The organism is Halomonas sp. MCCC 1A11062 (assembly GCF_021404355.1).
Classification (GTDB): domain Bacteria; phylum Pseudomonadota; class Gammaproteobacteria; order Pseudomonadales; family Halomonadaceae; genus Halomonas; species Halomonas aerodenitrificans.
On the sequence record NZ_JABFTW010000027.1, the window covers coordinates 1 to 20,191 of the forward strand.

Below are 20,191 nucleotides of genomic sequence, written 5' to 3' on the forward strand. Positions count from 1 at the left end.
TAGGCATCAGGGGGCATAATCTAAGTCCCAGGCTGTAGCGCCTCAGGCTCTGCGGATGCTCACCCTGATGCCAAGGCCTGCTGGTAGCTAATCAACAAGCCCGGAGAGACACAAGGCTCTGTACGAAAACTGTCTGCGCTCGCCCATACGGCGTTAAAAATCGGCTCAAAGTACTCATTTACACCCCGTAAACTCCGTCTTTTCGCCGATTTTTGCCTTGTCTGGCCATCGCTCGCCGACTTTTCGTACAAAGCCTAAGCAATCTTGGAATCGACGGTGCCGGAAGCGGAAAGCAACGCTGTCAACCGGGGGCGGTCAAGCGAATGGGGCTGGTCGAGAATGGCTCCGATCTACCGCAGGCCAGTGGGCCTGCGGTCGACGTAAGGGAGCATCACTTATGGCAGAAATAGACCTTGGCGGGGGGGATATTGATCGGTTCGAAGGCGCTCTCCACGCGCGAGAAGATCTGGCGCAGGTCGGAAGAGACCTTGGGTGAGAACTGATAGATCAGCATGGATCCACCTGTGGCCAGGGCTTTCTGGCTCTGTTGGAGGATACGCTCGCGGCAGTCGGCTGGCATGGTGCTGAAAGGCAGACCGGCGACCACATAGTCGGCTGCCGGCAGGCCCAGGCGCTCGAGTTCCTCCTCGATGTTTTCCGCCGAGCCGGCAATCACCTTGAGACGAGGGTCGGTCATGGAGCGGTTCAGGAAGTCGACGAAATCGTCGTTGGTCTCGATGACCACCAGCGTTGCGTCGGGGTGCAAGCGACCCAGGATCTCGTGGGTGATGGTGCCCACGCCGGGCCCGTATTCGACGATCACACGTGCTCGTTCCCATTCCACGGGCTCCAGCAGCCGGCGAATGAGGAATGACGAGCTGGGGATGATGGAGCCCAGCATGCGGGGATGCTTGAAGAAATTGCGTGCAAAGAGTGTCAGTTGGGCTCGTCGTTCAGGGCCTGCCACGACCGGGGGTCGCTCTTGAACCGCCATGGGCATTCCTCCTTCAGTTGTAGCTGAACATGCCTCCACTCTAGGCCAGCCTAGGTCTGCATGAAAGGGTGGGCTTGCCTGGTGGGTTCAACCGAGTACCTGAATGGGAGGGGCATTTGCCTGTTGCGTTGAATTACGGCTAAAGAAGGATGTGGAATATACTTGACGATGTTCTTGGCGATGTTTAGCTTGAATGTTGAAACTTTCAGTGAACGTCTTGCATTATTCTTGACGTCTGCACCCCTCTGAAATCGCCATGGGTGAAACGATGCCTCACGACAAGACCAACGAATCGCACCCTCATCCGCCGCCCTTGATTACGTTTACAGGCGTTCAGAAGACTTACGACGGCGAGCATCTGGTGGTCAAGGATCTCAACCTGACGATTCGCCAAGGGGAGTTCGTCACGCTGCTGGGGCCCTCCGGCTCTGGCAAGACCACCTGCCTGATGATGCTGGCCGGTTTCGAAGTGCCGACCAGTGGCGACATCTTCCTGCGCGAGCAGCGGCTCAACAGCGTACCGCCCCACAAGCGCAACTTCGGCATGGTGTTTCAGAACTATGCCCTGTTTCCCCACATGACGGTAGAGGAGAACATCCGCTACCCGCTCAAGACGCGTCGCATGCCGGCCGCCGAGGCCGACCGCAAGGTGGCTCACATTCTCGACATGATCCAGCTGCGCGACTTTGCCAAGCGCCGACCCACCCAGCTCTCCGGCGGCCAGCAGCAGCGCGTGGCGCTGGCCCGCTCGCTGGTCTTCGAGCCGCAGTTGGTGTTGATGGACGAGCCGCTGGGCGCGCTGGACAAGCAGCTACGCGAGCAGATGCAACTGGAGATCAAGCATCTCCATGAGCGGCTCGGGCTCACCGTGGTCTTCGTCACCCACGACCAGAGCGAAGCGCTGACCATGTCGGACCGGGTGGCGGTGTTCAACGATGGCGTGATTCAGCAGATCGACACCCCGACCAACCTCTATGAGCATCCCGCCAATGCCTTCGTCGCCCAGTTCATCGGCGAGAACAACACCCTGGCAGGGCGCATTCAGTCGGTGGAGGGGCGTCATTGCCGGGTCAGTTTCGGCGACGGTTTCAGCACGGGTGCGCTGATCGGCAGCGGACTCGCGGTGGGGGATGCCACGCGGCTGTCGATTCGCCCCGAGCGGGTCAAGCTCAACGGCTCCGCCCAGGGCCTGCCCAATCGGCTCCAGGCGCGCATCCGCGAGTTCATCTACCTGGGCGACCACTTGAGAGTCCGCTGCGAACTGGCCGACAACGACGAGTTCATGGCGCGGGTGCCGGTGGACGATTTCGAAAGCAGTATGCAGCCGGGAGATGTGATCGAACTCGGCTGGCGAGACGAGGACGTGCGCGCACTCGACGCCTCCTGCTCCGCAACAACGCAGTAAATTCAATAACAAAGGCCTTTGGCCGGGAGAAAGACAATGACTCAGCAGCGCTTCCCACTATCCCGCATCAGCCGTGGCATCGCCCTCGGCGGCCTGGTCAGCCTCGGTCTGGCGGTTTCCGCCAGCGCTCAGGCACTGACCGTGATCTCCTTCGGTGGCGCCTCCGGCGATGCCATGCAGAACGCCTACTACGGCCCCTTTACCGAGGAGACGGGCATCCGACTCACACCGGGTGACTACAACGGCGAGCTGTCGCGGATCCGCGCCATGGTGGAAACCGGCAACGTCAGCTGGGATCTGGTGGAAATGGAATCTCCCGAGCTGGTACGCGGCTGCTTCGAGGGTCTGTTCGAACCCATCGACTGGCAGCGCCTGGGGCTGGGCAGCGTGCTGATCGACGCAGCCTTCGACGAGTGTGGCGTGGGCACCTTCGTCTGGTCGACGGTGCTGGCCTACAACGCCGATGCGCTGGACAGTGCACCGACCTCCTGGGCCGATTTCTGGGACGTCGAGCAGTTCCCCGGCACACGCGGGCTGCGCCGTGGCGCCAAGTACACCCTGGAGTTCGCGCTCATGGCAGATGGCGTGGCCGCCGATGAGGTCTATGAGGTGCTGCGCACCGACGAGGGGGTCGATCGCGCCTTTGCCAAGCTCGACGAGATCAAGAGCCACATTCAGTGGTGGGAGGCCGGTGCCCAGCCGCCCCAGTGGCTGGTATCCGGCGACGTGGCGATGACCTCTGCATACAACGGTCGCATTGCCGCTGCCCAGGAAGAGGGCAGCAACCTCGAGATCGTGTGGAACGAGAGCATCTACGACCTCGACTACTGGGCCATCGTCGCCGGCAGTGAACACGTCGACGAGGCCTATGCCTTCATCGAGTTCGCCAGCCAGCCCGAGAACCAGGCAGCTTACTCCAGCGAGATTCCCTACGGCCCGGTGCACCCGGAAGCCATCGCCCAACTGGATGAGACCCAGGCGCGACGCATGCCCACCTACGAGGAGAACATGATAGGGGCGTTGGCCATCGATACCGGCTTCTGGGTCGATCATGGTGAAGAGCTGGAGCAACGCTTCAGCGCCTGGGCGGCCCGCTGAGCGACGCCGAGCGGCGGCCTTGGGCCGCCGCCAGCCCTGCTTTCACTTCGGGCCCGCCCTAGGGCTGGGCCCGGCACGCTTGAACCATGGGGTAGGCGATGTCTGCGAACCTGTCGGCAACCATGTCGCCAGCCAAGCCTGGCGGTAATCTCAAGGCGCAGTTACGCCGTGCCGAACGGCTGCGCAAGCTCAAGGCCATTGGTCTGGTGGCGCCGCTGGCGCTGTTTCTGATCGTCGTCTTCGTGGTACCCATCGGCAACATGCTGTGGCGCAGCGTCGACAACACCGAACTCGATTCGGTGATGCCGCTCACGGCAGAGGGGCTGCGCCACTGGGACGGCAGCGGGCTGCCGGACGAGGCCACTCTGGCCGCCTTTGCCGCCGAGCTGCGTGATTCACGTCAGGGCGGTGGGCTGGGGCGCATCAGCCGGCGCCTCAACTACGAGGATTCCCGTTATCGCAGCCTGTTGATGAATACCCTGCGTGGCCTGCCGACGGTGGATGCGGTCGGCCCCGATACCGATTGGGTCGCGACCCTGACCGAGATCGATCCCGCCTGGGGCGAGACCGAGACCTGGCTCGGCATTCAGCGTACCGCGCCCACCACCACCGACCGCTACCTGCTGGCCTCGCTCGATCTGCAGCGTGGCACCGACGGTGAGATAGCGCGCGTCGCCGAGCGCGACCGCCTCTACCTGAGCGTGTTCCAGCGCACGCTGGTGATCGCCGGTGGCGTCACCCTGATCTGTCTGGCACTGGGCTTCCCGCTGGCCTATCTGCTGGCCACGTTGCCGGCCAAGACCAGCAACATGCTGATGATTCTGGTACTGCTGCCGTTCTGGACCTCGCTGCTGGTGCGTACCGCGGCGTGGATCATCCTGCTGCAGTCCAACGGCCTGGTGAACCAGAGCCTTATCTTCAGCGGGCTGATCGACTCGCCGCTGCAGCTGGTGTTCAACCGCATCGGGGTGTTCTTCGCCATGGTGCACATTCTGCTGCCGTTCATGGTGCTGCCGCTGTACAGCGTGATGAAGGGCATCTCACCGAGCTATCAGCGCGCCGCGGTGTCGCTGGGGGCACACCCCTTCGCCGCCTTCTGGCAGGTCTACGTGCCGCAGACCATCTCCGGCGTGGCAGCCGGCACCATCCTGGTCTTCATCATGGCGCTGGGTTACTACATCACCCCGGCGCTGGTGGGCGGGCCGGCCGATCAGATGGTGAGCTACTACGTGGCCTACTACACCAACACCACCAACAACTGGGGCATGGCGGCGGCGCTGGGCAGCCTGCTGCTGGTGGTCACTCTACTGCTCTACCTGGTTTACCACCGCCTGGTGAACCGCAAGCAGCTGATCAGGAGCTGAGCCATGTCGCTACCTCCCTACGCCTCGCCGGTAGAGAAAGTGTGGTTCTGGGTCTTTCGCATCTTCTGCGGCCTGATACTGCTGTTCCTGATCGCGCCGGTACTGGTGATCGTGCCGCTGTCGTTCAGCAGCGGCTCATTCCTGACCTACCCGCTGCCGGGCTTCTCGCTGCGCTGGTACGAGGCGATCTTCACCTCCTCGGCGTGGATGGGGGCGCTCAAGAACAGCCTGATCGTGGCGCCGCTGGCCACGCTGCTGGCGATGATCTTCGGTACCCTGGCGGCGGTGGGCCTCAATCGCGCCGAGTTTCCCGGCAAGGGGCTGATCGTGGCGCTGCTGATCTCGCCCATGGTGGTACCGCTGGTGATCGTTGCGGTGGGCATGTACTTCTTCTTCGCCCAGGTTGGCCTGCTCAACTCCTACACCGGGCTGGTGCTGGCCCATACTGTACTGGGTGTGCCCTTTGTGGTGATCACCGTCAACGCCACTCTTCAGGGCTTCGATTTCAATCAGGTGCGCGCCGGGGCGAGCCTGGGCGCCAACCCGATGCGGGTGTTCTTCACCATCGTGCTGCCGCAGATCGTGCCCGGCGTGGTGTCGGGCGGCCTGTTCGCCTTTGCCACCTCGTTCGATGAAGTGGTGGTGGCGCTGTTCATCGCCAGCCCCACCGAGCGCACCCTGCCGATCCAGATGTTCTCCGGCATTCGCGAGAACATCAGCCCGGCCATTGCCGCGATGGCCACCATTCTGATCCTGATCTCGACGCTGCTATTGGTTACCATGGAACTGTTACGACGGCGCAGCGAGAGGCTGAAGGGCAACCCCTGACCCACCACCCGCTGCAACCTTGCGCCCCGTCTCGACGGGGCGCAGTCGTGTCCTGAGTCCTCGGCACCCGCTGTGGCGGGACCCTGTATCGGAGCATTGCGTGAACGACTTCCTGATCGTTGGCGGTGGCGTCATCGGCATGCTGACCGCCTGCCAGCTGGCCGAGGCCGGCCATGGCGTTACCCTGCTGGAGCGAGGCCGCTGCGGCCAGGAGGCCTCCTGGGCCGGTGGCGGCATCGTCTCGCCGCTCTATCCCTGGCGCTACAGCGAGCCGGTATCGCAGCTCGCCCGGGGCGCGGGGGAGCGCTATGCCGAGATGGCCACGCTGCTGCGCGACGCTACCGGTATCGACATCGAGTACCGCCAGAAGGGGCTGCTCTACCTGAGCGTGGACGACGCCGAGCGTGCCTGCGACTGGGCGCAGAATCAGGGCTGGCCGCTGGAGCGGGTCGACGCGGACTTCATCTACCGCCAGGAACCCTGGCTGGTCGAGGGGCTGGGCGAAGGACTGTGGATGCCTAGCCTGGGCAGCGTGCGCAACCCGCGGCTGTGCCGGGCGCTGCGTGCACGCCTGGAGATGTTGCCCAACGCCCGAGTGGTGGAAGGGGCGGCCGTCGAGCGGCTCATCGTCGAGCGGGGGCATGTGCGGGGTGTCGTCGCCGGGCAGCAGCGTTTCGCTGCCGAGCGGGTGATCCTGTGCGGCGGCGCCTGGAGCGGCGTGCTGCTGGCCGACCATGACGTGGCGCTGCCGGTACGCCCGGTGAAAGGCCAGATGATGCTGTTCGCCACCCCACCCATGGCGGGCGGGCGACAGCTGCTGGAACGGGTGGTGCTCGCCGATGGCCGCTACCTGATTCCGCGCGGCGATGGTCGGGTGCTGGTCGGTTCGACCCTGGAGCAGACCGACTTCGACAAGAGCACCACCGAAGAGGCGCGCGAGTCGCTGTGGCAAAGCGCCGTGGCGATGCTGCCGGCGCTGGCTGAGTGCCGGGTCGAGCATCACTGGGCCGGACTGCGACCGGCGGCCCCGGACGGCATCCCCTTCATCGGCGCCGTGCCCGGCATCGACGGGCTATTCGTCAATGCCGGACATTTCCGCAACGGTTTGGTACTTGCGCCGGCGGCGACCGGGCTGCTGGTCGACCTGCTGCTCGAGCGGGAACCTGCCATCGACCCCACGCCCTATCGCCCGGCACGGCGTCTCGGGCGTGCAGGCTCAACCGCGCTGGGCGGCCTGGATCGCCGTCAGCGCGATGGTGTAGACGATGTCGTCGACCAGGGCACCGCGTGAGAGGTCGTTGACCGGTTTGTTGAGTCCCTGCAGCATCGGCCCCACGCTGACTACCCGCGCACTGCGCTGCACCGCCTTGTAGGTGGTGTTGCCGGTATTGAGGTCGGGGAACACGAACACCGTGGCGCGTCCCGCCACCGGCGAGTCGGGCGCCTTCTGGCGGCCCACGCTCTCGATGGCGGCGGCGTCGTACTGCAGCGGCCCGTCGATCAACAGGTCCGGCGCCTGTTCCCGAGCCAGCCGCGTGGCCTGACGCACCTTGTCGACGTCGGCGCCGCTGCCGGACTCCCCGGTCGAATAGCTGATCATGGCCACCCGCGGCTCGATGCCGAAGGCCTGGGCGGAGCGCGCGCTCTGAATGGCGATCTCGGCCAGCGCCTCGGCGTCGGGGTCCGGGTTCACCGCGCAGTCGCCGTAGACCACCACCTGCTCCGGCAGCAGCATGAAGAAGATCGACGACACCTGGCGATAGTCGGGCGCGGTCTTGATCAGCTGGAAGGCGGGGCGCACGGTGTTGGCGGTGGTATGAACGGCGCCGGAGACCAGGCCGTCCACTTCATCGAGCTGCAGCATCATGGTACCCAGCACCACATTGTCCTGCAGCTGATCCTCTGCGGTCAGCTCGTTCACCTTGCCGCGCCGGCGTTCCACCATGGGCGCCACGTAGCGGCTGCGAATGTGCTCGGGGTCGAGGATCTCGAGCCCTTCCGGCAGCTCGATGCCGCGGTTGCGAGCGACCTCCTCGACCTCCTCGCGGCGGGCCAGCAGAATGCAGTTGGCGATACCGCGGCGCTGGCAGATGGCGGCGGCCTCCACGGTGCGCGGCTCGCTGCCCTCAGGCAGGATGATGCGCCGGTTGGCGCGCTGAGCCAACTTGACCAACTGATGACGGAACGCCGAGGGCGACAGCCGACGGGTGAAGCCCCGGCTCAGGTGTTCCCTGAGCCATTGCAGATCCAGATGCCCGGCCACGAAGCGGGTCACCTGCTCGGCGCGCTCCAGATCGTCCATGGGAATGTCGTTGCCCATCCGGCCCAGGTTTTTGGCGGTGGTGAAGCTGTCGGTATCCACCGCCAGCACTGGCATGCCGGTCTTCAGCGCCGGGCGGCACATCTCGATCATGTTGTCGTTGGGCATGAAGCCGTTGGTCAGTAGCACGCCGGCCATGGGCACGCCGTTCATGGTGGCCAGCGCCGAGGCCAGCACGATGTCGTCGCGGTCGCCGGAGGTCACGATCAGGCTGCCGGGGCGGAATGCGTGCAGGGCATTGGCGGCGCTGCGGGCGCACAGGCTGGTGGAGAGCACGCGGCGGTTGGCGGCGTCGCCCTCGTGCAGGAACCTGGCGTCGAGCGCCCGTGCCACATCGATCACCCGCGGTGCGATCAGTGCCGGGTTGTAGGGCACCACGCCGATCAGGTGGAAACGGTCGGTGGCCAGCGCCGGTGAGTGGCGGCGCAGTTCGTCCAGGAAGGTATCGTCGAGCATGACGCTGCTGGTACCGGGCGCCAGCGTGGGCTCCTCGCCGCCGGGCAGGTTCTGCATGCGCATCAGGATGCAGCCCAGGGTACGCGCCGAGCCCACCCCACCGAAGGCACTGGCATGCATGTCGAGCTGTTCGGCCAACGCTTCGGGGGCTGCGGCGTCGCCACTGCCGACCAGAATGACTCGTGCGTTGAGCGCATGGGCCAACTGGGCGTTGAGCTGGGTGGCGTAGGTGCCATGGGCGGTGGGGACTACACCCTCCACCACGATCAGATCGGGTGTGGTGCCGTCTTGGCCGTCCATGGCCTGATCGAAGAGTTCGATGACCTGCTCCATCAGCACGTCGAGACGGTCCTGTCGCAGCAGGCGCTCCATGTCAGCCTGGGCGATGGGGGCCGGCGGGCGCAGATCGAGGGTGCTGCTCACCAGCGCGGTGGAGCGGTCGGGGCCGGGTCCGTTCAGCTCGTCCTGGCGGAACGGCTTGAGAAAGCCCGTTTTCAGGCCGATGGTATCCAGCGCCTGCATCAGGCCCAGGCTGGCGGAGGTCAGCCCGACTCCCACCGCGGTAGGCACCATCAGCAGCACCTTGGTATGTGAACGTGCGTCGTGCGGCGTCATGCAGCGGTCTCTTCCAGTCGCTGGCGGGTTTCGGTGGCGATCTGCCCCTCTTCGTCGGTGGGAATGACCCACAGCTGGCGGCCACCGGCGTCGATGCGGCCCTCCTGGCCGCGGATCGTCTCGCTGTTGACGGTGCGGTTGAGCTGCAGCCCGAAGTGGGGCAGCAGGGCGACGACCCGTTCGCGTGCCAGCGACGAGTTCTCGCCTATCCCGCCGGTGAAGACGAGACCGTCGAGACGGGGCAGGGCACAGGAGAGCCCGGCCAGCGACTTGGCGATGCGATAGCAGAACACCTCGATGGCAAGCGTCGCCCCAGCATGTCCTTCCGCCTCGGCGGCCTCCAGCTCGCGCATGTCGTTGGTCAGGCCCGAGAGCCCCAGCAGGCCGCTCTCGCGGTTGAGCACCTCGTCGATGCGCTCCAGCGACCAGCCCAGTTGGCGTGCCAGGTGGGCATGCAGGCCCGGGTCGACGTCGCCGCTGCGCGAGCCCATCACCAGCCCTTCCAGGGGCGTCAGTCCCATGCTGGTGTCCAGGCTCTGGCCCTTCCATACGGCACAGGTGGAGCAGCCGTTGCCCAGATGGGCGGTGAGCCAACCGCCACCCTCGAGGCCGCTCAAGGCATCGGCGCGCCGACTGACATAGGCATGGCTGGTGCCGTGGAAGCCATAACGCCGTATGCCATGCTCGCGGTAGAGCACCTCAGGCAAGGCGTAGCGGTAGGCCCGCGGCGGCAGGCTCTGGTGAAAGGCGGTATCGAACACCGCTACCTGGGGCAGGTCGGGAAACAGGCGGCGAGTCGCGGCAAGCCCCGTCAAATTGGCGGGGTTGTGCAGCGGAGCCAGGGCCGCGGTCTGCTCGATGGCGGAGACCACTTCGTCATTGATCAACGCGGCGCGGGTAAAACGCTCGCCGCCGTGCACGATGCGATGGCCGACTGCCACCGGCAGGCGCCCCTCAAGCCGCTCGAGAATGGCTTCCAGCGCGCGGGCGTGGTCGGCGCCTTCAAGGGCCTGCTCGAACGATTCGCCGTTGCTGTCGGTTCCCTTCAGGCGGGCGTCGCCGCTGCCCAGACGTTCGGCCAGCCCCGACAGGCGCGGGCGGGCAGGATCCTTGGGCACGAGGGCGTACTTGATCGAAGAGGAACCGCAGTTGATGACCAGAACCGAAGTCTCCATCCGTTCTCCCGTTGGCAGGCTGTAGGGGCAGCATAGACGTAAGACTTTAGTCTAGCATGTCCTGCTTCGCAGGCTTATTGTTAAGTCATCTTGCGGCGGCCTGTTGGGGCTGGGCAAGAACGCTGGCATGCTGAGCGCTTCGTCCCGACCGGAATCCGTCATGAGCACTGCGCTATCCGACCATTCGGCCTCCCACCCAGGCCTGTTGCCCCGCCATCTCGCCATTGCCATTCTGGTCGCTGTCGCGACGCTGTTTGCCAGCAATCACGTCGCGGCGCGCCTGGCTTTCGACGAGGGCACCGGCTTGCTACTGGCCGTGCTGGTGCGCTCGGCGACGGCGCTTGCCGTGCTGGTCGTGCTGTTTCTCTGGCAGCGCAAGCGCCTCGCCTTTCCGGCCGGTGCCGGGCGCTGGCAGCTGCTGGCCGGTCTGATGGTGGCCATCCAGAGCCTGTGCCTCTATGCGGCGGTGGCGCGCGTTCCCGTGGTCGTGGCGCTGCTGCTGATGAACACCTTTCCCATCCAGTTGGCGCTGCTGACCTGGGCGCTGGGTGGGCCGCGGCCAACGCTGCGCGCGGCGCTGATCATGGCTGCGATTCTGGTCGGTCTGGTGGTAGTGCTCGATATTCCCGCCTGGCTGGCTGCGCCCGAAGCGCTTGGTCCGGAGTGGCTGACGGGCATCGGCTTCGGCCTGGGGGCTGCGGCCGCCTTTTCCGTGGCGCTGTGGACCACCGAGCACCATCTTGGAGAGGTGGGCAGCACCCTGCGCAGCCTGCTGACCATGCTCACGGTGTTGGTACTAATGGTCGTGGCCGGTGGACTGCAACTGGTGCCGGGCGGCATGGCTCTGCCGGCGAGTCCTGTGGGTTGGGGCGCGCTCGCTGCACTGGCTCTGCTCTACAGCGTGGCTTTCTCGGTGCTGTTCATCAGCGTGCCGCGGCTGGAGATGGCGCGCAATGCGCCGGTGATGAACGTGGAGCCGGTCGCCTCGCTGCTGCTCGGCTATCTGGTGTTGGGGCAGATGCTGTCGGGCACTCAACTGGTCGGTGGGGCGATCGTGCTGGGCGGCATCGTGGCGCTGAGTCTTTCTCCACGCTGAAGGACGGCTTCTCGTTACGAATCGAAACTATCTTCTGTGTATTCGGCTTGCATGGTCGAAAAGCCTGTACCACACTGGAGGTGGTGTAAGGAAACACCGTTTCTTAATGGAGGTGCAGACATGAAACTGCTAGCCGTTCCCGCTGCAGCACTGATGGCAGGTACATTCATTTCCTCGGCCCAGGCTCAGCAGACTCAGCCTCAGCCTCAGCCTCAGCCTCAGACCCAACCTCAAACTCAAACCCAAGCCCAGACCCAGCAGCGTACTCAGGCTCAAGGGCAGGGGCAGGCTCAGCCGCGCACCCAGCAGCAGGCTCATATGCCGATGTACCCGCAAGGCTATATCGGCGCAGATGCCATGTTCTGGGATCTCAGCAACGATGTCGGGCCTTCGGGCGATTCCGCCGGCCTGCGCCTGCGCGGTGGTGCTCAGTTCAACGAATTCTTCGGTGTCGAAGCGCATCTGGGCACGGGTGGCTCGGATGGCCCGGTCGAGCTGGATCATCTCATTGGGGCCTACGGTAAGGGTATTTTGCCGCTCTCCGATGAATTCCGCCTCTACGGCCTGGCCGGTATCACCGAGGTCGACTTCGATGTGGGGCGTGAAGACGGCCTCTCCTACGGTGCGGGGGCCGAATTCGACATCGCGCCCAACTTCTCCGTCGGCGCCGACTACATGCGCTACCTGGATCGCTCCGATCACACCTTCGATGCGGCAAGCGTCGGTTTGCGTTTCCGCTTCTAAGCAGGTGCGTACCGCATAACGCACTAACCACCTGCCCCCGGCAATGGCCGGGGGCAAGTCGTATGGAAAACTAGTGGGCGGGGGTCGGCCCCCATCTTGGCAGGGTTTGTCCAAAAAGCGCAGGACTCACCAAGATCAATATTGCCCCTTGTGTCTAGATGTTTGGCTTAATTTTAATTCGTCGCCATGGACCTAAGTATTAGGTTTATTCCTGAGTAAATCTTTCGCTGGAAAGCAGGTTAAAGAATTGCGATCATGCTCTCTTTGCACTGCAGCGGCCTATGTCAGCGGTGCCGTCAGTTCAAGACCAAGCAAAGCAGTAGGATATTTCGACGTCGAGGTTTTGACGACTCTATCAGGCGCTAGGAAGGGCCATTGAAGCCCGAAAAGAAAATGGAATCGCTGGTTGTCAGGATGATGCCGGAAAGGAATGCTATGACACCATAGAGCGAAAGCTGATGCCTGAACCACCTTCACACCCCCCGAAATCCGTTTTTTCGATAGAAAAATACATCCGCTCTATCGGCCGGTACTACATTGGTGCCGCGATTATCATGACCCTTTTGATCGGTGCCACGTACGCAACGGTCAGAATTGCGCTCGATCGGCATGCCATCCAGCAGGAGATAAGCTTTCTCTCCGGGAGGCAATTCATTCGGTTCCAACAGCTCGCCAATCAGACAAGGGCGGTCATGCGGGCATCAGCGGATCCTGACATTCCCGAATACATCATTACGCCCATGCTGGAAGAGATTCGTGAGACCATCGCCGATCTTCGCGCCACCATGCTGCTGTTGGAACGCGATCAGGAGATGTTGAATAAAAACCTTCTGGAGCGTATCAGCTCCCGAGGCTCGGGTCAGGAGGACATCTATCTCGAACTCAACTGGCGACTCGAGGAGTTCCTTTCCCGCGCCGAAAGGATCATCGACTCCAGCCATGAGGATCGAAAGCGGCGGTACGCCTTCTGGGGACCCATCGACTTTGCCGCCACGGCAGATGGCCATTTGATGCGCCATTTCAATAGCATCATAAAGTATTCTCATGGGCGAAGCGTTTCCAGTATCGACAATGCGAAGTCTCTCATTACTGCGCTCTTGTTGATGCTAGCTTCGGTGCTGATTCTGGCGAGCGCTTTTTTATTCTTCCCGCTATTGCGGAGGTTGCGAAGCGAACATCGACGGAAGATGAACTACGAGAGTGAACTGGCTCATTTGGCGCAGACGGACTCGCTCACTGCGCTGAGAAACCGTGCGTACTTCAATTCGGCACTGCGCACCCTGCTGAGACGTTACAGTGTGAATGGCAAGGGGTTTTCCTTGCTGCTGGTCGATCTGGATCACTTCAAGTCGATCAACGACAGCTTTGGCCACCCGGCCGGCGATGCCACGCTGCTGCATGTGGCGCATGCGTTCCGCAGTGTCTTTCGTTCCGACGATGTGATTGCCCGTATCGGTGGTGACGAGTTTGCCATTCTCCTGCCGGAGTTGGATGACGAGCGAACATTCAATGCCATTGCCGAGCGGGTGGCCGGCACAATAGCCAGTGAGTTTCAGTTCGAAGGCAATACGCTGCGAATATCCGCCAGCGTGGGGGGCGCCATGGTGCCTTATCATGCGACGGATGAAGCCGGTTTGATCCGTGTGGCAGACTTGGCTCTCTATGCCGCCAAGTCGGAGAGAAACAGAGCCGTCATCTTCGACAAGGACGCCCTTGCTTTACAGCTGGAGCAAAGCGAACTGTCCGCTGCACTCGTCTGTGCTGCCGATCGTGACGAGTTCGTGGTCCATTACCAACCCAAGGTATGCCTGTACTCGGGTCATCATTTGGGTTTCGAGGCGCTGGTTCGTTGGCAGCATCCCACTCTCGGGTTGCTGGCCCCAGGCGCCTTCCTGCCGCTGATGGAAGACCCGCGCCTCATAGGAGAGATGACACGCGCGGTGGCAAGGGGCGTCTGCTGCGATCTCCTGGCTTGGAAGCAAGCGGGCTATACGCCTGGCCCAGTGGCAATCAATTTGCCAGAAGCATTGCTCATCAACGACAACGGCTTCGAAATGTTGGCTTCGGCCATTCATGAGCATGGGCTCGACTGGTCCGATATCGCTGTGGAAGTGACGGAGGACGTCTTTCTCAACCGCTATGCCGATCTCATGCGCGCTACCATGACGTGTTTTCGCCAGTACGGTGTCTCCATTGCCCTTGATGATTTCGGCACCGGCTTCGCCTCGCTATTGCATCTGCGCGATTTTCCCTTCGACGAGCTGAAGATCGATCGTGGCTTCATTGCCGACATCGGCCTGGACGACCGCTCGGAACAGATCATACGGGCCATGGTCGATCTGTCGCGCAACCTGGGTAAGCGCTGCGTTGCAGAGGGCATCGAAACCCAGGCCCAGCGGCATTTCCTGCTTGAGCTGGGGTGTGAGGTGGCACAAGGCTATCTATTCGCCAAGCCGATGCCGGGAAGTGAAGTCGCGGATCGCTGGTTCAATGCACCGGGTGCCGGCGGGAGAAGGAAAGTCGAGAAAAAGGAATGTGCCGCAGCAACCGCGACGGATAGTCACGATACCTCTGCCAAGGCTGAGCCGAGAACGCCGACGTGAGGACACGGTGAAGCGAAGAAGAAGGAAAACGCCATGAAGTGTCTTTGGAAAGTTCTCTGTCTGATGGTGGGGGTGACGTTTGCCGATGTTCAGGCTGCCGAGCCTGCTACTGGCCACACCGTCGATGTCGTGTACTACTGGACATCCAGCAGCGAAGAGGCAGCGCTCGACGTTTACCGGCAGGCCTGGAGCGAGGCCGGCCATCGCTGGGTGGATATGCCGACCGAGAGCGAGGCCGCTTTGAAGCGAGTCGTCAGCGACCGGATCGCACATGGGTATCCACCGGCCGTCATGCAGTGGAACGTCACGGCCAGCGCCAGGGAGCTGCGCGAGTTCGGTGTCGTCAAGGACATGGAACTGGTGGCCCAGGAGCAGGGCTGGTACGAACGATTGCCCAGCTTCGTTCTCGAACGTATCCGCCATGAAGGCAAGGTGTATTTCGTTCCGTCCAACATTCATGTGGAAAACTGGCTCTGGACCAGCCAGAGGATTTTCGATGAGCTTGGCCTCGGAGTACCCAATAGCTGGGAGGAGATCTTGGCTGCCGCCGAGCGTATAGAGGCGGCAGGCTACCCACCCGTTGCCATCGGGGCGGAGCCTTGGGAAATCGCCGTGCTTTTCCACGGCATCATGTATGACGCCATGGGGGCCGAGGGCTACGAGAGGGTTTTCCATGGTGAGGCAGAAGCCGTGCTCGACGAGGGAATGCTGGCCGCTCTAGATCTGTTGCGTCGTGTATCCCGTTTCGCACTGCCGCTGATGGCTCGTGAGGGCAAGACATGGGCCGATGCCACCGCGTCGATCGGCAGCGGAGAAGCCGGCATGCAGTTCATGGGGGATTGGGCCAAGGGGGAGCTTACATTGCTTGGTTATCGTGCTGACCGGGACTTCGGCTGCACCTTCATCCCCGGAACCTCGATTGCTTACTTCATGGTGCTCGACGCCTTTGCCTTTCCTCTGACGGCCAGGGCGGGGGAAGTCGAGGCGCAACGGGACTTCGCCCGTACGGTTTTCGATGCCGACAATCAAGTGGCCTTCAGCCGAATCAAGGGCGCGCTGCCGGCGCGACTCGATGTCGACCCAGGCGAGCTCGATAGCTGCGGTCAACTGGGTTTACAGGCACTTATCAAGGAAAAGGATCGAACCGAGGTGCATTCGCGGGGGATGCCATCCCACCAAGTGGCAGCGTGGATGGCGATCCTGGCCGAGTTCTTCGATGACCCGAGCATCTCCAGCCGGGATGCGCAGCAGCGTTTGTATCAATTGATCAGCGAGGGTTGAAGTGTATCGTCAGCCGCCGGGCCACCTGCCATGTTCCTTCCACTTGGCCAGCAGTGCGGGTAGGTGCTTCAGCTCTGCGCTTTCCACCACCTCGACGCGCAAGCCCTGTCGGCGCTGCAGTTCGGTAAGGCGCTGCTTGGCCTTGTCGAACTCGCCGCAGGCGAGCAGGACGCGGGTGGCCGAGAGCCCGGCGGAGTGATCGAGGATTTCATGTAGCCGCTTCAGGCCCTGTTCGAGGCAGACTTCTGCCCCAGGGCGGGCGATCAACCATTCGACGAACAGGAGCTGGTTGCGCTCGACCGCCAGGCAATCCGACACAACGGGCTCGTGATTGTGTTGAACACTCAGGTCGAGTAGGTGGGCCTCGCAGCAGGCGTGGGCCAATCCGGCCTCCTGCGTGCTGAGCCAGGTGTATTCGGTGAGCCAGCCGCCACCCAGGTAGAGGGCACCTTCCAGCGTGTCGATGACGACGCTGTGCGGATCGTCGCTCGCCCACTGCAGCAGCCGGGCCTCGCTAAGGACCTTTAACGCATCGGTGGCGGGAAAGTGCGGGGAGGCCCGCAGTCGCTGGCGTTCGCCACCGGGGCGTAATTGTGGCCCCGCACGAGGATCGGGTTCTGCCAGCACGCCATCGGTGCCATGCACCATGTCGTGCAGTTCACCGAGCAGGGCGGCCAGCCGATCGGCATGATGAGCAAGATAATACGTGAGAGGCTTGCGGAGCTGGCAGGCGTCGCGCCAGGCGGCACCGTCGGAGAGGGCGCGAACGCGCTTGCGCCCGTTGGCCTGCAGGTAGCGGTCGACATTCAGTACCGGCTCGATGGCGATGGTATCAGGCTGCCTGTCGGTGCTGTCGCAGTCCATGCGGTAAAGCACTCCTGCCTGAGTGTCCACATACAGCCAGTCGGCCGAGCACTGCTGCATGGCCTGCTGAAACAGCAGTGCGGTCAGGGTGCCGCACTCGCCCAGGTCCAGCGTCACCGAGAGGTTCGTTGCGTCGAACTGCTCACGATAGAGGTTCTCGGCCAATTCGTTGGCATAGATGGCGCAGCGCATCGGGTCCTGGGTGGTGAGGGTTGGACATACCTCGACCTCAATTTCACCGCACATTTCGTGACGCAGCAGGATGGCCAGGCGTTCGGCGGCCTGGGGCGATGCCTGGCACGGCACCAGCACGACCCGCTGTGGGCGCAGCTGTAGTATCGGGATCAGGCTCACTTCGGGGCGCTCGGTCACCAGCGCGACGTGCAGGTGTGGCATGGGCTCGCTCCCTCCGCACTTCTCCTTGCAGGTTTCTACAGGCTACATCCGAGCGTTCCTCGATGTCGCCTATGCCAGCAAAAAAACACGCCGGCCACTTGGGCCGGCGTGGGCGGAACCGATGAGGGCTCACACCTCCTTGTAGAGCTCCGCACCTTGCTTGCGGAATTTCTCCGCCTGTTCCTCCATGCCTTTCATCACCGCATCGGCGTCGCCGGTGAGGCCGTGCTCGGCAGCGTAGTCGCGCACTTCCTGGGTGATCTTCATGGAGCAGAACTTGGGCCCGCACATGGAGCAGAAGTGAGCCACCTTGGCGGAGTCTTTGGGCAGGGTCTCGTCGTGGTACTCGCGGGCGGTGTCCGGGTCCAGGCCGAGATTGAACTGGTCTTCCCAGCGGAACTCGAAGCGCGCCTTGGACAGCGCGTTGTCACGCCTTTGCGCTGCAGGGTGGCCCTTGGCCAGATCCGCCGCATGGGCGGCGATCTTGTAGGTGATGATGCCGGTCTTGACGTCGTCCTTGTTGGGCAGGCCGAGGTGCTCCTTGGGCGTGACGTAGCACAGCATGGCGCAGCCGAACCAGCCGATCATCGCCGCGCCGATGCCGGAGGTGATGTGGTCGTAGCCGGGAGCGATGTCGGTGACCAGCGGGCCGAGGGTATAGAAGGGCGCCTCGTCGCAGTACTCCAGCTGCTTGTCCATGTTCTCCTTGACCAGGTGCATGGGCACGTGGCCGGGGCCTTCGATCATCACCTGCACGTCGTGCTTCCAGGCGATCTTGGTCAGCTCGCCCAGGGTCTTGAGCTCGGCCATCTGTGCTTCGTCGTTGGCGTCGGCGATGGAGCCGGGGCGCAGGCCGTCACCCAGCGAGAAGGCGACATCGTACTGCTTGCAGATCTCGCAGATCTCCTCGAAGTGGGTGTAGAGGAAGCTCTCCTGGTGATGATAGAGGCACCACTTGGCCATGATCGAGCCACCGCGGGAGACGATGCCGGTGACGCGCTTGGCGGTGAGCGGCACGTAGCGCAGCAGCACGCCGGCGTGAATGGTGAAGTAGTCCACGCCCTGCTCGGCCTGCTCGATCAGGGTGTCGCGGAACACCTCCCAGGTGAGGTTCTCGGCCACGCCGTTGACCTTCTCCAGGGCCTGGTAGATCGGCACCGTACCGATCGGCACCGGCGAGTTGCGAATGATCCACTCGCGGGTCTCGTGGATGTTCTGGCCGGTGGAGAGGTCCATGATGGTGTCCGCACCCCAGCGGATGCCCCAGGTCATCTTGTCGACCTCCTCCTCAATGGAGGAGGTGACCGCCGAGTTGCCCAGGTTGCCGTTGATCTTCACCAGGAAGTTGCGGCCGATGATCATCGGCTCCGACTCCGGGTGGTTGATGTTGCAGGGAATGATGGCGCGACCGGCGGCCACCTCGGCGCGCACGAACTCCGGGGTGATCTCTTCCGGCAGGCGTGCGCCGAAGCTCTGGCCCGGATGCTGATGGCCGAGGATGCGCTCGACCTCGGCGGTGCCCAAGGCCTGGCGGCGCTGGTTCTCGCGGATGGCGATGAACTCCATCTCCGGCGTGATGATGCCCTGGCGGGCGTAGTGCAGTTGAGTGACGTTCTTTCCGGGTTTGGCGCGGCGTGGCGTGCGGCTCAGGTCGAAGCGCAACTGGGCCAGGGTCGGGTCGTTGGCGCGGCGCTGGCCGTACTCGCTGGTGGGGCCGTCGAGGAACTCGGTGTCACCGCGCTCCTCGATCCAGGCGCGGCGCAGCTCGGGCAGGCCGCGGCGCAGGTCGATCTCGGCCTGCGGGTCGGTGTAGGGACCGGAGGTGTCGTAGACCAGCAGCGGCGGGTTCTCTTCATCGGCACCGGAAGTCTTGGTCGGCGACAGCGAGATCTCGCGGAAGGGCACGCGAATGTCGGGGCGCGAGCCTTCGACGTAGAGCTTGCGCGAGCCGGGCAGCGGCTGGATGGCGGCTTCGTCGACCTTGGCGGTCTCGGCGAGGAAGTGGGCGGTCTTGCTCATAAACTGGAATCCTTGATGCGTTGTTGTCGGTCAGGGGTGCGTCAGAGGCTGCGGTCGAGCCCCATCTGCCAGAAATCGATCTCGAGCCGGGTGGCATCGCGGAACACTTCGACGAGCTCGTCGAAACGTGCCGGGGTGACGTCGGCCAGGCGGGCGTCGAGCCATGCCAGTTCCGCCTGCATGGCGGCCTGGAACTCCTCGCCCTCGTACATGGCGATCCAGGCGTCATAGGGGTTGGCGTTACCGCGCAGGGTATTCGGCTGGGCGCCCAGCCAGTGGGCGATCTCGCCGTAGCCCACCAAGCAGGGGGCCAGCGCCACGTGCAGGTCGAGCAGGTCGCCGCGGTTGCCGGTGTCCAGCACGTAGCGGGTGTAGGCCATGGTGGCCCGGGCCTCGGGCAGCGCGGCCAGCTCCGCCTCGGAGATGCCCCATTCTCGGCAGTAGCCCACGTGCAGGCCGAGCTCCACGTCGACGATGGCCTTGAGCCCCTCATGGGCCTGGCGCAGGTCGGCCAGGGTGCGGCTCTTGTAGGCGGCCAGCGCGTAGGCGCGGGCGAAGTGGATCAGGAACAGGTAGTCCTGCTGCAGATAGTGGCGAAAGGCGCCTTCATCCAGGGTGCCGGTGCCCAAGCCACGGACGAAGTCGTGCTCGATGTAGGCGCGCCAGTCGTCGTGGCAGGCGCGGGTCAGGTCGGTGAAGCGATAGCCCATCTTGCCTCCGGGTGTGGACGGATCCGGAGCGCGGGCGAAGGGGAGAAGAGTGGGGCAGGGCTGAAGAGGGAGGTACTGGTGCCTGGCCACCGCTTGATTCCTACGCCGGTACGAGCCGGATCAGGTTCAACGGGCCCCGCCGTGACGACGCGTCTGCAGCAGACATGTCGTATGGCGATCTCAGCCGGTTCCACCGGCACCCCGTCAAGCGTTGTGGCCAGTC

General features: G+C 63.5%; 15 protein-coding genes and 1 riboswitch. Of the genes, 9 read left to right on the forward strand and 6 right to left on the reverse strand.

What is annotated here, in order from left to right; all coding sequences use genetic code 11:
• Positions 1–391 precede the first annotated feature (391 nt).
• Complete coding sequence (locus HOP58_RS19870) at positions 392–994, reverse strand: methyltransferase (RefSeq protein ID WP_234261316.1); 603 nt, start codon at positions 992–994, stop codon at positions 392–394.
• A gap of 268 nt (positions 995–1,262) precedes the next feature.
• Here HOP58_RS19870 and HOP58_RS19875 point away from each other — a divergent pair, with 268 nt between their 5' ends.
• From HOP58_RS19875 to thiO, 5 genes are all read left to right on the forward strand, one after another.
• Positions 1,263–2,399: an ABC transporter ATP-binding protein gene (locus HOP58_RS19875; RefSeq protein ID WP_010629379.1), complete on the forward strand. Its 1,137-nt coding sequence runs from the start codon at positions 1,263–1,265 to the stop codon at positions 2,397–2,399.
• 36 nt (positions 2,400–2,435) lie between these two features.
• Positions 2,436–3,497, forward strand: a complete 1,062-nt coding sequence (locus HOP58_RS19880) for an ABC transporter substrate-binding protein (protein ID WP_234252955.1) — start codon at positions 2,436–2,438, stop codon at positions 3,495–3,497.
• 98 nt (positions 3,498–3,595) lie between these two features.
• Complete coding sequence (locus HOP58_RS19885; protein WP_234252956.1) at positions 3,596–4,861, forward strand: ABC transporter permease; 1,266 nt, start codon at positions 3,596–3,598, stop codon at positions 4,859–4,861.
• Positions 4,862–4,864: 3 nt separating this feature from the next.
• On the forward strand, positions 4,865–5,689 hold the full coding sequence (locus HOP58_RS19890; protein WP_010629376.1) for an ABC transporter permease: 825 nt from the start codon (positions 4,865–4,867) through the stop codon (positions 5,687–5,689).
• A 100-nt stretch (positions 5,690–5,789) separates the two neighbouring features.
• Positions 5,790–6,980 carry a glycine oxidase ThiO gene (gene thiO / locus HOP58_RS19895; protein WP_234261317.1) on the forward strand — a complete coding sequence of 397 codons (1,191 nt, stop codon included), beginning with the start codon at positions 5,790–5,792 and terminating at the stop codon, positions 6,978–6,980.
• On the opposite strand, the gene pta is transcribed toward thiO, so the two are convergent.
• Both pta and HOP58_RS19905 read right to left on the reverse strand, forming a co-directional pair.
• Positions 6,906–9,080 (reverse strand): phosphate acetyltransferase, encoded by a 2,175-nt coding sequence (gene pta / locus HOP58_RS19900; RefSeq protein WP_234261318.1) that lies wholly within the window; start codon positions 9,078–9,080, stop codon positions 6,906–6,908. The genes thiO and pta overlap by 75 nt on opposite strands.
• The gene (locus HOP58_RS19905) at positions 9,077–10,255 is read right to left on the reverse strand and encodes an acetate kinase (protein WP_234261319.1); all 1,179 of its coding nucleotides are present in this window, start codon (positions 10,253–10,255) and stop codon (positions 9,077–9,079) included. Before HOP58_RS19905 ends, pta begins: the two co-directional genes overlap by 4 nt.
• 160 nt (positions 10,256–10,415) lie before the next feature.
• Between HOP58_RS19905 and HOP58_RS19910 the strand changes: the two genes are divergently transcribed.
• From HOP58_RS19910 to HOP58_RS19925, 4 genes are all read left to right on the forward strand, one after another.
• Complete coding sequence (locus HOP58_RS19910) at positions 10,416–11,351, forward strand: DMT family transporter (protein WP_234261320.1); 936 nt, start codon at positions 10,416–10,418, stop codon at positions 11,349–11,351.
• A 120-nt stretch (positions 11,352–11,471) separates the two neighbouring features.
• Positions 11,472–12,095, forward strand: a complete 624-nt coding sequence (locus HOP58_RS19915) for a porin family protein (RefSeq protein WP_234261321.1) — start codon at positions 11,472–11,474, stop codon at positions 12,093–12,095.
• A gap of 458 nt (positions 12,096–12,553) precedes the next feature.
• Positions 12,554–14,698 (forward strand): EAL domain-containing protein, encoded by a 2,145-nt coding sequence (locus HOP58_RS19920; RefSeq protein ID WP_234261322.1) that lies wholly within the window; start codon positions 12,554–12,556, stop codon positions 14,696–14,698.
• Between the two features lie 33 nt (positions 14,699–14,731).
• Positions 14,732–15,979 (forward strand): ABC transporter substrate-binding protein, encoded by a 1,248-nt coding sequence (locus HOP58_RS19925; RefSeq protein ID WP_234261323.1) that lies wholly within the window; start codon positions 14,732–14,734, stop codon positions 15,977–15,979.
• A gap of 9 nt (positions 15,980–15,988) precedes the next feature.
• Here the strand turns inward: HOP58_RS19925 and HOP58_RS19930 are convergent, their stop codons facing one another.
• From HOP58_RS19930 to tenA, 3 genes are all read right to left on the reverse strand, one after another.
• Complete coding sequence (locus HOP58_RS19930) at positions 15,989–17,239, reverse strand: DUF1887 family CARF protein (protein ID WP_234261324.1); 1,251 nt, start codon at positions 17,237–17,239, stop codon at positions 15,989–15,991.
• A gap of 129 nt (positions 17,240–17,368) precedes the next feature.
• On the reverse strand, positions 17,369–19,258 hold the full coding sequence (gene thiC / locus HOP58_RS19935) for a phosphomethylpyrimidine synthase ThiC (RefSeq protein ID WP_234261325.1): 1,890 nt from the start codon (positions 19,256–19,258) through the stop codon (positions 17,369–17,371).
• 41 nt (positions 19,259–19,299) lie between these two features.
• Positions 19,300–19,968, reverse strand: coding sequence for a thiaminase II (gene tenA, locus HOP58_RS19940; RefSeq protein ID WP_234261326.1), 669 nt, complete (start codon positions 19,966–19,968; stop codon positions 19,300–19,302).
• A gap of 80 nt (positions 19,969–20,048) precedes the next feature.
• Positions 20,049–20,182: riboswitch (TPP riboswitch) on the reverse strand.
• Between the last annotated feature and the right edge of the window lie 9 nt (positions 20,183–20,191).